This window comes from Actinomadura roseirufa, assembly GCF_900659635.1.
In the GTDB taxonomy this organism is placed as follows: domain Bacteria; phylum Actinomycetota; class Actinomycetes; order Streptosporangiales; family Streptosporangiaceae; genus Spirillospora; species Spirillospora roseirufa.
The window spans coordinates 1-14,959 of sequence record NZ_CAACVB010000100.1; the positions used below are offsets into that span (position 1 = coordinate 1).

Below are 14,959 nucleotides of genomic sequence, written 5' to 3' on the forward strand. Positions count from 1 at the left end.
GCCGCCCTGGGGGTATCTGGCCATGCCACCGGCATACGCCCACACCACCGGCCCGTCCACTCACCCAACCGCTATGACCAATTAACCCTGGTTAGCGCCGAACAGCGTCTCCATGTTCCGCTCGATCAGCTGCTGCAGGTACTTCTCCAGCGTGAACGTCTTGGCCGCCAGCTCGACTGCGACGCCGTCGTCGAGCCGGAACAACTTCAGGTCACTCATCTCGATCTTTCGCCTACTGCGCATCCTGCGCAAGATCGATGATTATCTCGGACTGCCCGGGCCACGTGGAACCTGATACTGCGAGCTCGATGGTGATCAGGTTGTCGATGGCTACAGCTGGAGTGAAACAGAGGAGCTCAGCGAAACGGCGATCGCGCGAAACGCCTCGGCTTGGATATGCGGCTCAGCGAGAGTGCGGGCGATACGCTCGGCGTGCTCTAGATCAAACGGCGCGAGGACCCCGAGGAGTTCGGGTGTGTGCCAGGCTCCAAAGTACAGGCCGCGGGGGAACGCGAGCCGTTCGGCCTCGGCCACCAGTTCTCTGGCGGCGTCGACATCGTGAGCGAACAGTGGTGTCGCGACCCGTGCCAGCGCCTCGGGCACCGCGTTCTTCTCTAGATGCTTACGCACGATGAGCTCGGCCTCGGCCAAGAGCTCTCGCGCCATGCCAGGCGTGCGTTCCGCAAGAACGTGCGCAATCCGTGGCAGTTCGAAGCTGGCGTGGTGATGGTCAGAGGTGCTGATTCGCCGGGCGAGGCGCCCAGCACCTTCAGGGTTGTAGCGAGCCAAGACCACGGCGACAGCGCCCACCGCGTCTGGCTCGGAAGCGAAAGCGGTGGCTTTGGTCAGAAGACGCCTGGCCGCCTCCGGGTCGTGCGGTCCGAGCACTGCCGCGATCCGAGCCAGTTCTGTCGCCTGGATTTGAGCCTTCGCATCAAGATCTTCGTAGAGATCGAAAGGTTCTTCCTGCACCGCGAGGGCCGACAACTCGACTGCCGCGTTCGACAGCTCACTGGCACGCCGATCATCGAGCCCCCACCACGCTGCGGCGAACTTGGCGAGAACGCCGGCCTTGGTCAGGCTGTCCGCGAAGCCATAGGCGAAGAACAGGTGTTCAGCCTCGGACAGGAGGGCCCTCGCCTCAGACGGATCGGTCATCCGCAGGACCTTCGTGATCTCGAGATACGCGCTGCCAAGTGCCCGTCCCGTGGCGCGGTCGCGCACGAACCGCCTGGCGGTGGCGGGATTTCGGGATGCGAGCGCACAGGCGACGTCTTCAAGAGGGGGGAAGAAGTGGGCTGGTGATGGTGTGAGGGCGACGGCTTCGGCCAGCAGCTCATCGGCCTTAGTGCCTGTCTCATGTGGGCTTTTAGGTGGCCTGAGGGATAATGCGGGATTGTGTCGTCGGATCTTGCGTTGCGGCTGGTGCCGGATGAGTTGTGGGAGTTGGTCGAGCCGTTGGTCCCGGGGTTTGCGCCTCGGCGGCAGGGTGGCGGGACGGCCGGGGTGGACGATCGGGCGGTGTTCACCGCGATCGTGTACGTGCTGACCAGCGGGTGCGCCTGGCGGCATCTGCCGGGCGAGTTCGGGGTGAGCGTGCCGACCGCGCACCGCCGGTTCACCGCCTGGACCAAAGCGGGACTGTGGCCGCGGCTGCATCATGCGGTCCTGGACCAGCTCGGTGCCCGCGGGCAGGTGGACTGGGCGTCGGCGATCGTGGACGCCGCCGCCGTCCGCTCGAAAAGGGGGGCACGCTGACCGGCCCCAACCCGGTCGATCGAGGCAAGAAGGGCAGCAAACTCCACGTGCTGTCGGATGCCGCGGGGCTGCCGCTGGTGGTCGGTGTCTCGGCCGCCAACCTGCACGACAGTCAGGCCCTCAAGCCGCTGCTGATGGCCTTACCGGAGATCCGGTCACGGCGCGGCCCACGCCGCCGGCGACCGGTCAAGCTCCGCGCGGACAAGGCATATCACTCCGCCGAGCATCTGGCCTGGCTGCGGCAACGCGGAATCACACCGCGGATCGCCCGGCCCGGCATCGAGTCCGGCGAACGCCTCGGACGCCACCGCTGGAAGATCGAGCGAACACTGGCCTGGCTGTTCGGCTACCGGCGCCTGACCATCCGCTACGAACACCACAGCCATCTGTTCGCCGCATTCCTCACCCTCGCGGCCGCCATCACCTGCTACAAGAAACTCGCCCAACTATCCACATGAGACAGGCTCTTAGCCGGATCGTGGTTCGTATGGGCTTCGGAGATATCGACGAACGCCGTGACTTGACGCGCGGGGAGATGCGGAACGCTCCGGACTCGTCTCTCAGCCTCGTCCAGGAGCCGTCCGATGTGTTGATGGCGAACGAAGAACGCGCGGAGCCCGGTGGAAGACGGTCTCAGCGCCGGATCGTGGGACAGGGCCGCGATCACCGGACCTCGCAGCGTCGCTCCCAGGACGTCCTGCAATAGGTCGTCGATGTCGTCGGGCCGAAGGTGCGGCCAGTGGGGATTTCGACCGATCGCCGTGAACGCCACGGTCGCCCCCCAAGCGAAGATGTCGGCCGGAGGGCCGACCTTCCCATCGAGGAGCAGTTCAGGAGCCATGTATCGGGAGGTTCCCGACGCGTTCCCTTTCCTGGTGAAACGCGTTGCATCAAAGGCGTGCGAGATCCCAAAATCGATGACGACGGGTCTTCCGTCGGCGACGATCACGTTGTCCGGCTTGATGTCGCGGTGCAGGCAGCCAGCCTGGTGAATCTGGTCGACCGCCTCCGCCAGTCCGTCCGCGATAGCCCAAAGTTCCGTGTCTTTGAGCGGCCCGCGCTTGTGCACGACATCGCTCAGGGAGCTTCCCTGTACATAGCGGGTCACCAGGTACGGAACCGACCCGTCGATGTCAGCGTGGATCAGCTCCGCAACATGAGGACTCTGCACCCGCGCCATGGTGGCGGCCTCCCGCCGCAGGCGGGCCCGCAACTCAGGCCGGTCGCCGAGGTCCGCCCGCACGGTCTTCACCGCAACTATCCGGCCCTGTTCGTCGCGGGCGAGGAACACATCCCCCATGCCTCCGGACCCCAGCTTCTCAAGGAGCCGATAGCCACCGATTTCCCCAGGCATCTCCATGAGCGCATTTTGCCACTGTCACCGCATGTGAGCCTTGTGTCCGAACAGGCTTCCGTGGACAGCCACTGCGTGCAGCCCGATCGTCCAGGTTCACCATGGCTACATGGTGTACCGGGGGGACCAGGTCTGGCCCTCGCTGCCGCCCGACCGTCCGACGCGACGGTTGACCTGTCCCCGCTGTACGGGTTGATACGGCAGTTGGCTCCAGTTGCGCAGCGCCACGCTTCAGTCCAACATGGAGATGTCCTGTACTTACCGAGGGCGACCAAGCCGCGAACGAGCCGGTCCTGACGGCGTTAAGCCGCAATGGAGTCCAAGGCGTACATGCCCGATACGCCCACGTCGCGTAAGTCAGTGAGCCTTTTTCATCCTTGCTCTGAGCTGGCCAGATGCAGGCAGAGGATGGCCTGGACAAGGCCCGTGATTCGGGCCGGTGAGCAGCGGAGTTTGCGCAGGAGCCGCCAGGACTTGAGGGTGGCGACGGCTTGTTCGACAAGGGCCCGGATCTTGGCGTGAGACCGGTTGACCGCCTGCTGACCGGTGGAAAGCGTCTCCCACCGGCCCCGGTAGGGGACCCTGACCGTGCCACCGGCACCCTGGTAGGCCTTGTCGGCCCGGCAGCTGATGCCGGTCTCGGTGAGAGCGTCGATGATGCCGTGCTCGCGAGCTGCGCGGACATCGTGAACAGCCCCGGGCAGGGCGGGTGAGGCCCACAGCAGCCGTCCGTGCGGATCGGCGATGACCTGCACGTTCATCCCGTGTCTGCGGTGCTTGCCCGAGTAGAGGGGCCGGTCGGCCTTCACCCGGTCGATCGGCGGCAGCGTTCCGTCCAGCAGGACGAACGCCTTCATCGACGCCGCCCGGAGCGCCCGGCTGAGCGTCGGCGCGAGTGCGGCCAGGACCTGCACCGCTTCGGTGAGGTAGCGGTAGGCGGTGCTGGCGGCGATCCCGAAACCTGCGGCGAGCTGGGCGTAGGTCTGCCCGTTGCGCAGGTGGGCGAGGGTGAGCAGGGCTTGGCGGCCTGCGGTCAGGCGCCGCCATCGGGTGCCCAGGGCACGGCGGTGTTCCCGTAGGCGGGCGGACAGGAAGCGAAGGGTGGAACTGGACACGTCGATGCCGGACGGGTAAACAAGCATGCGAAGCCTCTGGTGGAGACGGTTCTCTTGGTCGAAAACCCATCTACCAAGGGCTTCGCTTGTCTGTCAGCCCGACCGTGCAACTGCCCCGTCAGGTTGGAAAAGGCTCAGTGATTCGGCTCGCCCCACCGCCTTGAACCCCCATGCCGCTGAGCCATAGATGCTGTTCGGGCGTCAACCTCGGTCGACATGGCACCGGACCGTGTTCGCTCGTTGTTCGCTCGTATGTCGCAGAACAGGGTGACAGGAGCCGGCACAAGATGTCACCAGCGTTGGCCGTCCGCCGGACAGAGCAGCACAGAAGCGTACGGGTCAGCAGTCGGTGGCACGGGCGCCGTGGTGACGCAGGGGTCTTCTAAACCGACGGTCGCGGGTTCGAATCCTGCCGGGCGCGCCTCACCTGACCTGCGCAAACGCAGGCCACACCACCAAGATCCATGTCCAAAATGTCCCCGAGTTAGCTCCATGTTCGCTCGGTAGTCGCGACCGGGCCGGCAGCCCCCTCCGGCCAACCCCCGATCGCGCCCACCGGAATGATGCGCCTGGGAGCCGCCGGCCATGACACCGTCCGGAGTCTCTGGGGCCCCTCACACCTCGGCTCGGATTCTTGTTTTTCCGGGTAGTCGCGTGAACCGTATCCCGAGCCGCCAGTAGACGTCCTGCCGGTCGTCGGGCGTCATGATGTGCGGTTTCGGTCAAGGCCCGGGTAGGGCACCTCTTTTCATCTCCGCAGGTCAAGTGGCATCGTTCGGCACACCAGAGTGCGGCTCAGGGGAGATCGAGACTGTTGCGGTCTCCCAGAATCAGCGCTCTCCTGCGATCGACGGCACATGACTTTCCGTGGCCGGTCGCGAGTCCGGCTCGTGCAAGAGCCGGCCGGACTCGCGCCTTCCGAAGACCGGTGCTGCGTAGACAGGACTTCGCTAACGGGACAGCGCATTTTTCCCGTCCCCCCGAGAGCAGTAAGGGGCAAGGGTCGCGTCCCGCCTTGGTCAGGTGAGGAAGAGGGGAAGTTGGGAGCCGGCGCAGACGTGGAGGACCTCGCCGGTGATGCGGGCGGACTGGTCGGAGACCAGGAAGGCGACCGCGTTGGCGACGTCCTCCGGACGAATCAGCTCGCCCATCGGGGTGACGGCGCGCACGCGTTCGGCGTAGTCGTCCAGCATCCGCTGGTCGCCCCGCTGCTCGCTGAACTTGGTGCGGACGAAACTCGGTGCGACCGCATTGGACCGGACGCCGATCGGGGCCAGTTCCAGCGCCAGCGACCTGGTGAGGCCGACCAGGCCGGCCTTCGAGGCGGCGTAGCCGGGGTGGCCGCCGCCGAGCCAGGTGCGAGACCCGATGTTGACCAGCGAACCCGAGCGCTGCCGGGTCCACCAGGGCAGCGCCGCCTTCGCGATCAGGGCGGGTCCGCGCACGTTGACGGCCTGGGTGCGGTCCCACGACGCCACGTCGATCTCGGCCAGGTTCTGCGGCGGTTCGATACCGGCAGCGCACACGACCGCGTCGATCCGGCCGAACTCCGTCGCGGCCGTCGTAACGAAGGCCTCCACGTCGGCGGAGTCGGCCACGTCGACGCGGCGGGCGTGCACACGGCCGGCTCCCGTGGACGGGGTGGCCGCGGACAGGGCGTTCGCGACGGAATGGGCGGCGCCGGCGTCACGGTCTGCGACGATCACCGTCCAGCCGTCCGGGACGAGCCGGGCGGCGATGGCGCCGCCGATGTCCCCGCCGCCACCGGTGATCATCGCGATCCGTCCGGCGCTCATCGCAGCGGGGACCAGGACGTGGGCCGCACCACGACCCCGGTGTGCGCGGTTTCGAGGAGGGCGCTCTGCTCGCGCCAGTCGCGGAGTTCCGGGAAGTCGTCCGGAGCGGACTGTGTGCGAGCCAGAGTACGGACATCGGGAAACGACCACAGGACGATCACTTCGCTCCTGTTGCGGAACGCCACCTCGAAGCCGCCGAGGACGCCGAAACCGTAGCGGTCGTCCAGCGCGGACTTCACGTCGCCGACGAGGTCCAGGTAGCGGGGTGCGGTGCCGGGTTGGAGCCGTACGGTCTCGTGGAGGACGACGGGCGCGCGCACCTCCTTGGCCAGGATCTCGTCAAGGGTCGGCGTGTAGTCGGTTCCCACGAGGACCCTGTCGGAGCCGCCGGTCCGTTCCCCGAACCAGCGGTCCATTGGCTCGTGGTACAGCTCGGGGTGGGTGTCGAAGTGGTCGGCGAAGCCGTCCCAGCCGTCCGGCATCTGCCAGAAACCGAGGATCTGGGGCCAGGTGCCGGTGAGGAAGACCGGCACCCAGTTGGCGATGCAGCGGCCGCCGGCCGATCCCTTGGCGTTGCCTTCGGTCTTCACTATCTCGCCGAGCTCCTCCAAGTACCGCTCGGCGGAACCCGGCTCGCGGACCGGATCGATGGTCTCGTGCAAATAGACGTGCATGGCGTCCCTTCAGGTGTCGCGGTGGGTGAACAGCCCGGCGTCGTGGCAGTCGGCGCCGAGTGCGAGCAGCCGGTGGTCCTCGCCGGGCGGGGCGACGAGCATGAGGCCGACGGGCAGCCCGCCGTCGAAGCCCGCCGGGACCGACAAGGCCGGCACCCCGGCCAGGCAGAACGGGTAGGCGTGGCGGATCAGCGCGGTCGTGGCCTCCTCGGAGGCGTCGAGGCGGGGTGCGGTGATGGGCGTGGTGGCCGCGACCAGCACGTCGGCGTCCGCGAACGCCGCGAGCAGCTCCGCCCGCCACGCCTCCCGGAACGCACGGGCGCGGGCGAGGTCGGCGGGGCCGTGCGGGTTCGTCAGGCGAGCCTCCACGGCCGGCGCGTACGACCGGCCGGGCTGGACGAGATCCGCGAACGAGGCGGCGGTCTCGGCACGGTAGATGATCCGCGCATCACGCAGGGCGCGGTGTGCGGAGGGCGTCTCGGCGGGGCCGGCCGACGCGCCGGCCGCGACGAGTTCCCGCACGGCCCGGTCCACCCTGGCCCGTACGCCGTCGGCAGCCTCGTCCTGGAACCAGCCGGTGAGCACGCCGACCCGCAGCCCTCGCAGGCCGGGCGCCGCCTGTCGCTCGCCGGTCCGGCCTTCGAGGACGTGCAGCACCGCGGCGATGTCGGCGGGGTGCTCGGCGATCACGCCGATCGTGTCCATGGACGGGCTGAGCGGGGTGACGCCGTCGAGGCCGATCCGCCCGTGGGTGGGCCGGAACCCGCAGACGCCGGTGAGCGCCGCCGGGATGAGGGCCGACCCGCCGGTGTCGGTGGCCAGCGCGGCGGCGGCCATGCCGGACGCGACCGCGACGGCGGAACCGCCGCTGGAACCTCCGGCCGTACGGTCCCGGTCCCACGGGTTGCGCGCGTCGCCGTAGTGGGCGTTGACGGTCACGGCCAGGCTGGCCAGCTCAGGCAGGTTCGTCTTGCCGACGATGACCGCGCCGGCGGCGCGGAGCCGGGCGACGGCCTCGGCGTCGCGCGCGGCCGGCGGGCGCTCGCCCGGGGGACGGCCGAGCGTGGTGACCGTGCCGGCGACGTCGATGTTGTCCTTCACGGCGACCGGCAGCCCCGCCAGCCCGAGCCCGGAGTCGCCGCCGGCCGCCGGACCGGTCGGTTCCAGGATCCGCGTGAACGCGTGCAGCGACGGGTCGAGCTCCGCGATCCGCTCGCGCGCGGCTCGCACGGGCTCCGCGGCCGCGACCTCGCCGCGGCGCACCGCGGCCGCGAGACCGGCGGCACCGCCGTGCCGCGCCAGGAGGGCGTGCAAGGGCGCCGTCGGCATCACGCGGTCCGCTCGCTCGGCGCGGGCACCTGCTGGACGTACCCGAACCGGTGGCGTGGGGCGAGCGCCTGGTAGCGGGGCCATTCCAGCTCCACGCCGAGAGTCCCCGACAGCAGTGTCCGGAATTCGTCCAGCAGCATTTCGTCGGCCCTGACCTGGGAAGGGCGGGTGCCGCGCCGTACGCAGAAGCCCGCCAGGGCGCCCGCCGCCTCGCCGACCGTCCACTCCCCCGGATGCACGCGGTACGCACCGCTGGTCAGATGGGTCGCGCCGATGTTCTTGGCGGCGGGCAGCAGGTTGCGCATCCGGACCGGGACCAGGGCGCCGAGCGGGATCTGGAAGGGCCAGGTGTCGATGTCGATCGTGGGACGTCCCGCGGTGGACGGGTGCACGTCGATGCGGTACGCGGCGATGCCGACGCTGTCGGGGAAGCGTTCGGCGCCCTCCTGCCCCGTGCGTGCTTCCACTCCGATGTGCTGTTCCAGCAAGGTGAACTCGGCGCGGATGCGGCGGCTTTCGCGGATGTAGGGCATCTTGGCGAGCCCGTCCGGGGTGCCGGTCAGATCGCCGCGCGGCCTCAGCTCGGGGTATCCGATGCCGCCGTCGTGCCGGGGTGCCTCCGTCTGCATCCAGTACAGGAACGACAGGGAGAGCTGGCGCGCCTCGCGCAGCGCCCGCTTCCGCGTGGGCTCGTCCACACCTATGAGCGGTAGTCGCGCGTAGTCCATCATCGGCCAAGCCGCGACGGTCACGTCCGCCCACTCCGTGTCGAAGTGGGCGGCGTCCAGCACCCTGCGGGCGTGCCAGAGGTCGTAGCGGACGCCGCCCGCGGCCGGGCGGTCGGTGAACAGCGGTCTGCGCCGGGGCCGGTGCGTGACATGGTCGCTGACCTCCCAGCTCAGCAGCGATCCGGGCCATTCGGGAGGACGGTGGTCGCGCCATTGCGCGTAGTCGGCGGGACGCTCGATGGTGTTGTCCGTGCCGGGGTGCAGGCTCAGCAGCATCGCCCACGTGATCGCCTGCTGGTCGTCGGGGTCGGCGGGGCCGGCCAGCGCGTGCGGCTCACCCGTCTCGGCGGCGCTCTCGGCCCCGTAGACATGCTCGGCGCCGGACATCCCGACGAGGTCCCCGAGGTCGGTGGCGTCGAGGAAGTAGTCGCCGCTCAGTTCGACCTCCTCGCCCTCGGACGCGCGGACCAGCACCGAGGTGATCTCGTCGCCGTCCACCGACACCGCCGCCAACCGGTGCGAGCGCAGCACGGTGACCGTTCCGCGGCTCACCCAGGGTGCGAGCATCTCCTCCAGGACGAGACGGGCCACATGCGGCTCGTGGCTGAGCGGACCGATGTTCCCCGACCCCGGGTTCAGCAGCGGCGCGTGCCGCGCCGCCGCGTTGAGCGGATAGTTGCACCGGTAGAAGGCCCGCACCCGGTCGCGGAACCGGCGGTAGGCGGGGGTGCAGCCCACCGACTCGATCCACGGGTGCTCGTCCGGCGGGATGCACTGGCTGGACACCTGGCCGCCGATCCAGTCGCTCTCGCTGACCAGCACGCTGCGCAGGCCGAGCCGCGCGGCGGCCAGGACGGCGGCGACACCGCCGAGGCCGCCGCCGACGACGACGAGATCGAAGAGCCGAGTTCGGGTCACGGGGAGTTCCTTTTCGACATGGATCGTTCTGGACGGGACGGCGCCAGCGGCGCCAGCGTGAAGCGTTCGCAGAGGAGCAGGCCGCCGTCGTGGGCGCGTTCGAAGGTCCGCGCCAGCTCCGGCTTCACGCCGAAGACGGCGTCCGAGCCGATGTGGTCGTCCTCGGCGTCGAAGATCGTCGTGGTGACGGTCCGGTGGCCCGGCGCGGAGACGATCGCGTGGATGTGCGCGGCCCGCCAGGGGTGCCGCCCCGTGGCCCGCAGCAGGCGTCCGACCGGGCCGTCGTCGGGGATCGGGTAGCTGACGGGCCGGACCGTCCGGAAGGTGAACCGGCCCTCGGCGTCCGTGCGGAACCGTCCGCGCAGGTTGTGCCGGGGCTGGTTCGGGTCCTGGACGTCATAGCGGCCGTTGGGCGCGGTCTGCCAGACATCGGCGAGGGCACCGGCCAGCGGCCGGCCGGCGGTGTCGGTGACCTCGCCGTTCACCAGCAGCGGCTCGCCGCCGAGGTCGACGTCGGCGATGGACGCCCCGGACGCGCGGAACGGCGCGTCCGGCAGGTAGAAGGGGCCGAGGATCGTCGACGGAGTGGCGCCGCCGACGCCCGCCTCGCTCAGCTCGTCCACAAGGCTGGACAGGCCGAGGGTGTCGGACAGCAGGACGAACTCCTGCCGGTCCTCGGTGCACGTGCGGCCCGTCTCGGTGAGGAACCGGACGGCGGCCATCAGTTCCGGCTCCCGGAGTCCGACGTCCCTGGCGAACGCGTGCAGGTGCCGTACGAGCGAGAGCATCACCTCGCGCAGCCGCTCGTCCGGAGTGGCGGCGATCCGCGCGAGTACCGTCCGGGTCAGGTCTTCGCCGATCGGCTCGTCGTGGTTCACGGCGTGTCCTCGTCCCGCGCCGTCGCGGGGCGTGCGCCGTCCAGGGCGGCGCGCAGGATCGCGCGCACCCCGGCGGGCTCCACGGGACGAGGGCCGGCGGGGGGCGCCGCGGCCACGAGCTCGGTGACCCGGTCGATCTCGGTGCCGCCGAAGCCGAGTTCGGCCAGGCTCGCCGGCCCGCCGATGGAGGTTCGGAGGTCCCACAGGCCGGTCGCCGCGTCGGCGGCGCCCAGAGCCTCCGCGACCCGGCCGAGCCCCGGCGCGCGCCGGTTGAACGCCGCGACGTACGGCAGCAGCGCCGAGTGCGTCGCGGCGTGTGGCAGGCCGTAGGACCCGCCCAGCACATGGCACAGCTTGTGGTGGAGGCCCATCGGGGTCGCTCCCAGTACCCATCCGGCCAGCCATGCGCCCTGGAGCGCGTCGCTTCGTGCCGTCATTTCCTCCGGGTCGGCCACGACACGCGGCAGCGCGTCCCCCAGAAGGCGTACACCCTGGTCGGCGACCGCCGCCGTGAGCGGGGAGAGTCCCGGCGTGTAGGCGGCCTCGACCAGGTGGGCGAGCGCGTTCATGCCGCTGGCCGCCGACAACTTCACCGGCAGGCGGGTCGTCAGCGCGGGGTCGTAGATCACCGTGACGGGTTGCACGGCGGGATCGCGGCCGGTCTCCTTGCGACCGTCCCGGGTGAGGCCCCAGATCGGGGTCATCTCACTGCCCGCGTACGTGGTGGGGGCCGCGACGATCCGCAGCCCCGTCCGCAGCGCGACCGCCTTCGCCAGCCCCGTCGCCGAGCCGCCCCCGACACAGACGAGCAGGTCGGCTCGCTGTGCGGCGGCCTCACGCGCGGCCGCGTCGGCGACCTCGCCCGGGACGTGGGTCGCGGTCTCCACGATCCGGCCGCGAACCCGGCCGCCCAACCGCCCCGCGACCGTGTCGGCGAACGCGGCGCTGTGCCGATCGGAGATCAGCAGGACGCGGCCCGCGCCCAGGCGCGCCACCTCGTCCCCGGCCCGCTCCAGCGCGCCGACGCCGAACACCACCCGCGACGCGCCCTGCACGTGCACGAACCGTTCAGTCATCGGCGGCCTTCTCGCCGCGCAGCCAGTCGGCGCCCCGCCGGTGCAAGGCCTCGACGGGAGGGCCGGTGAGCTGCGGCATGTCCATCTTGACCTGGTACCCGAGTCCGGTCTGGAGGTAGGCCAGATGCCGGTACCCCTCGGGCAGGCCGCGCAGCCGGTCCGCGTCCAGAACGGGGCGGGCGGCGGGGTCGACCGGGTCGATCCGGTCCCGCTCGTAGATCGGCTGCCGGAGCACCAGCGCCCACCCGCCGTGCCGTCCTCCGGCGTCGTCGCGGTGGCCGTCCCGCTGGAGGAGGTCGTAGAACCTCCCCGTGCACACGACGTCGCATTCGACGCCCTCGACGAGGGCCCGCTGCGTGATCGTCATCTTGGTCTGGGCGACCGCCCGGTCGCCCGCGATGTCGGCCGACGTCCCGCCGAGGAAGTGCCAGATGCGCACGCCGCGCTCCCAGCCCTCCCTGCTGACCTGGATGAACGCCCGGTAGCCGCCCTGGAACCAGGTGGCCTGCATGACGCCGTCGGGGTGCCACACCGTCGCGAACCGGTCCCAGTCACCGGCGTCGCGCCAGACGGCCCAGTCCTCGACGAGCCTTCTGATCTCGGCCTCATCGCCATTGACTCTCATTCGGATCCCTCCGGTCGTGCGGGCTTGCTCAGGACTCGGTCGGCCGCTTCGTACGCCAGCCGTGCGGCCTCGTCGGGCGTCAAGCGCTCCAAGGCGTCCGACCAGACCTCCACGGACATGCGTGCGGACACGCCGAGACGGCGCAGGAGGTGGACGAACCCGGCCGCTCCGGCCGCCGGAAGAAGGCGACGGTGGCGGGCCTCCTCGCGCATGTCGTCATGGCTCTGGGCCTCCAACTGGGGCAGGCCGTCGTTGAGCTGCACGTCGTTGAGCTGCACGTCGTTGAGCTGCACGTCGTTGAGCTGCACGTCGTTGAGCTGCACGGAGAGGATTCGGTCACGAGGTACGGCCGCGAGCTGGTCCGGTGTGCCGCCCGAGCGGACGTAGTGCCAGTGGTCGAGGAGGACTCCGGCGTTCGACGCGCCCGATTCGCGTACGAGGCGCCAGGCGGCGGGCAGCGTGCGCAACTCGCTGAACGGCATGAACTCCACGGCCACGCGCGCGCCCGCGGTGGCGGCTCTGGCGCACAGCGCGGTGAAGCGCTCGACGAGGTGCCCGTGTGGATGCGCGGTGAACACCACCGCGTTGAACTGCTCGCATCCGAGGGTCTCCAGCGCATGGAACAGCAGCTCGCCGTCCTCGCGGGCGGCAGGGCCTCCGGTGCCGTCCTCGCGGACCGGGCCGTCGGCCGCCCAGTCCCACGGTGCCTCGATCTCGGCGACGCGCAGGCCGTGGTGGTCGAGCAGGGAGCGCATGCTCCGGTCGTCCTGCCCCTCCCGGAGCGCGGCCCGGTACTGGGCGAGGGACAGTCCGATCGAGTCGAACCCGGCCGCGGCCGCGGCCCGGAGCCGGTCGGGAAACGACGCTCCGCGCACCGTCATCGCGCAGAGGGTGAGCGCGTGTCCGGGTGCCATGTCACTCCAATCTGTGCGTATAGTGCACACTTGTGCGTATCATAACCACTAGCATGGCGCGGCGGCAATGGCGGTGGTCCGGGTCAGACCCAGCCGGGAAGGAATTCCCGCAGGTGGCGCAGCACTTCGGCGGGCTGCTCCTCGGGGAGGAAGTGCTTGCAGTCCTCGATCGCCGCACCGGACGACCGCTCGGCGTACCGGGACCAGATCCCTGTCACGTCCGCGCGCCCGAGCCCGCCCTGGGCGCCCCACAGCAGGAGCAGGGGCTGGGTGACGACCCTGCCCTCTCGGGCGTCCCGGTCGTCGGCGGCGAGATCCTCGCGGAACCCCGCGCGATAGTCCTCCAGGGAGGCGTGCAGCGACTCGGGACGGCTGAACGCGGCGACGTACTCCGCGATCGCCTCCTCGCCGATCGCGCCGGGACGCGAGCACTGCCGCTCCAGGAAGTACCTCAGGTACGCCTCGACGTTCCCCGAGATGAGGATCTCCGGCAGATCGGGCTGGAGGTGGAAGAACCAGTGCCACAGCGCGGCCGCCGAGTCCCGGTCGATGGTCGCCATGACCTCGCGGGTCGGCAGGACGTCCAGCAGCGCGAGCCGGTCGATGTCGGCGGGCCGGTCCAGGGCCCAGCGGTGCGCCACGCGGGCGCCGCGGTCGTGGCCGACGACGTCCGCCGAGGTGAAACCGAGTGCCCGGACCAGCCGCGACAGGTCCGCGGCGGTGGTGCGCTTGTCATAGCCGCCGCCGGGCGTGCCGGACCGGCCGTACCCGCGCAGGTCGGGGGCGATCACTGTGTACCGCTCGGCGAGCGGCTCCATCAGGTGGCGCCAGCAGTGTCCCGTCTGAGGCCAGCCGTGCAGCAGCACCAGCAGCCGTCCGGCCGAGCCGCAGCGCCGGTAGTGGATCCCGATGTCGCCCAGGTCGGCGCGGTGCGAGGTGACGGAAAGGGCGGAGGTGGATGGGGAGTCGGTCACGGAGGTGTCCCTTCCGGACCCGCTCCCGCCTATCCGATGAGGCCGATCCCCTGGCCGACGGGGCCGGGACGCAGGTCCGCTTCGATCTGTTCTGCCGCCCGCCGTATGGCGGGCAGGAAGTCGAGCATGGTTTCGGCGGTGCCCCGGCCGGCCAGCATCGACACGTTCAGTGCGGCCACGACCTGCCCGGACGCGTCGTGGACGGGCACCGCGATGGATCGCGAGCCGTCGTCGATCTCCTGGTCGACGATCGCGTAGCCCTCCGCCTGGACCCGCGCGATGGTCTCGCGCAGCCGGTCCGGGTCGGTGACGGTGCGGTCGGTGAGCGGCCGCAGCTCGGTCGAGGCGAGGTACTCCTCCAGCCACCGGGGGTCGCGGCCGGCCAGCAGCACGCGGCCCATGGACGTCGGGTAGGCCGGGAACCTGCTGCCGACCATGATCGGGACGGCCATCAGCCGCTTGACCGGCACCCGCGCGACGAAGACGACCTCGTGGCCGTCCAGCAGGCCGAGCGAGCTGGTCTCATGGACCTCGGCCACCAGCGGTTCCATGTGGGTGAGCGCGACCTCGGGCAGGCTGAGGCTCGACAGGAAGGCGTAGCCCAGCTCCAGCACGCGCGGACGCAGCGAGTAGAGCCGGCCGTCGAACGTCACGTAGCCGAGGTCGACCAGGGTCAGCAGGAAGCGGCGGGCCGCGGCCCGGTCCAACCCGGTGATCTTCGCGACCTCGGCCAGCGTGAGCTGCGGCCTGGCGTGGTCGAACGCCTTGATGACGGCGAGCCCGCGCGCCAGGGACTGGACGAAGTAGGACGGGCGCTCCT

The 14,959-nt window shown here is 70.4% G+C and carries 15 protein-coding genes; 1 reads left to right on the forward strand and 14 read right to left on the reverse strand.

Annotation, left to right across the window (positions count from 1 at the left end):
- Positions 1-81: 81 nt before the first annotated feature.
- Both E1291_RS42135 and E1291_RS21285 read right to left on the reverse strand, forming a co-directional pair.
- The gene (locus tag E1291_RS42135) at positions 82-219 is read right to left on the reverse strand and encodes a hypothetical protein (RefSeq protein ID WP_165495223.1); all 138 of its coding nucleotides are present in this window, start codon (positions 217-219) and stop codon (positions 82-84) included.
- 111 nt (positions 220-330) lie between these two features.
- Positions 331-1,224, reverse strand: a complete 894-nt coding sequence (locus E1291_RS21285) for a hypothetical protein (RefSeq protein ID WP_131739614.1) — start codon at positions 1,222-1,224, stop codon at positions 331-333.
- 174 nt (positions 1,225-1,398) lie between these two features.
- Here E1291_RS21285 and E1291_RS21290 point away from each other — a divergent pair.
- A protein-coding gene (locus E1291_RS21290) for an IS5 family transposase (protein WP_207400855.1) occupies positions 1,399-2,216 on the forward strand; the annotation gives its coding sequence in 2 pieces (ribosomal slippage) (positions 1,399-1,746 and positions 1,749-2,216; 816 coding nt in all).
- On the opposite strand, the gene E1291_RS21295 is transcribed toward E1291_RS21290, so the two are convergent.
- The 12 genes from E1291_RS21295 to E1291_RS21355 all read right to left on the reverse strand — a co-directional run bounded on the left by E1291_RS21295 (position 2,186) and on the right by E1291_RS21355 (position 14,930).
- Entirely contained in the window at positions 2,186-3,118 is a 933-nt protein-coding gene (locus E1291_RS21295; RefSeq protein WP_131739618.1) for a serine/threonine-protein kinase, read from the reverse strand. The two genes, E1291_RS21290 and E1291_RS21295, sit on opposite strands and share 31 nt — an antisense overlap.
- A 365-nt stretch (positions 3,119-3,483) precedes the next feature.
- Complete coding sequence (locus E1291_RS21300; RefSeq protein WP_131739620.1) at positions 3,484-4,254, reverse strand: IS5 family transposase; 771 nt, start codon at positions 4,252-4,254, stop codon at positions 3,484-3,486.
- Between the two features lie 992 nt (positions 4,255-5,246).
- Positions 5,247-6,023 (reverse strand): SDR family NAD(P)-dependent oxidoreductase, encoded by a 777-nt coding sequence (locus E1291_RS21310; protein ID WP_131739622.1) that lies wholly within the window; start codon positions 6,021-6,023, stop codon positions 5,247-5,249.
- Positions 6,020-6,697, reverse strand: coding sequence for a hypothetical protein (locus E1291_RS21315; protein ID WP_131739624.1), 678 nt, complete (start codon positions 6,695-6,697; stop codon positions 6,020-6,022). The genes E1291_RS21310 and E1291_RS21315 overlap by 4 nt, the downstream gene beginning before the upstream one ends.
- Positions 6,698-6,706: 9 nt before the next feature.
- Entirely contained in the window at positions 6,707-8,026 is a 1,320-nt protein-coding gene (locus E1291_RS21320; RefSeq protein ID WP_131739626.1) for an amidase, read from the reverse strand.
- Positions 8,026-9,672, reverse strand: a complete 1,647-nt coding sequence (locus E1291_RS21325; RefSeq protein ID WP_131739628.1) for an FAD-dependent oxidoreductase — start codon at positions 9,670-9,672, stop codon at positions 8,026-8,028. The genes E1291_RS21320 and E1291_RS21325 overlap by 1 nt, the downstream gene beginning before the upstream one ends.
- Positions 9,669-10,550 (reverse strand): dioxygenase family protein, encoded by an 882-nt coding sequence (locus E1291_RS21330; RefSeq protein WP_207400856.1) that lies wholly within the window; start codon positions 10,548-10,550, stop codon positions 9,669-9,671. Before E1291_RS21330 ends, E1291_RS21325 begins: the two co-directional genes overlap by 4 nt.
- Positions 10,547-11,626, reverse strand: coding sequence for a maleylacetate reductase (locus E1291_RS21335; RefSeq protein ID WP_131739630.1), 1,080 nt, complete (start codon positions 11,624-11,626; stop codon positions 10,547-10,549). Before E1291_RS21335 ends, E1291_RS21330 begins: the two co-directional genes overlap by 4 nt.
- Positions 11,619-12,251, reverse strand: coding sequence for a nuclear transport factor 2 family protein (locus E1291_RS21340; protein WP_131739632.1), 633 nt, complete (start codon positions 12,249-12,251; stop codon positions 11,619-11,621). The genes E1291_RS21335 and E1291_RS21340 overlap by 8 nt, the downstream gene beginning before the upstream one ends.
- Entirely contained in the window at positions 12,248-13,165 is a 918-nt protein-coding gene (locus E1291_RS21345; protein WP_131739634.1) for a sugar phosphate isomerase/epimerase family protein, read from the reverse strand. The genes E1291_RS21340 and E1291_RS21345 overlap by 4 nt, the downstream gene beginning before the upstream one ends.
- An 83-nt stretch (positions 13,166-13,248) precedes the next feature.
- On the reverse strand, positions 13,249-14,139 hold the full coding sequence (locus E1291_RS21350) for an alpha/beta fold hydrolase (RefSeq protein WP_207400857.1): 891 nt from the start codon (positions 14,137-14,139) through the stop codon (positions 13,249-13,251).
- A gap of 29 nt (positions 14,140-14,168) precedes the next feature.
- Complete coding sequence (locus E1291_RS21355; RefSeq protein WP_242614282.1) at positions 14,169-14,930, reverse strand: IclR family transcriptional regulator domain-containing protein; 762 nt, start codon at positions 14,928-14,930, stop codon at positions 14,169-14,171.
- Positions 14,931-14,959 lie beyond the last annotated feature (29 nt).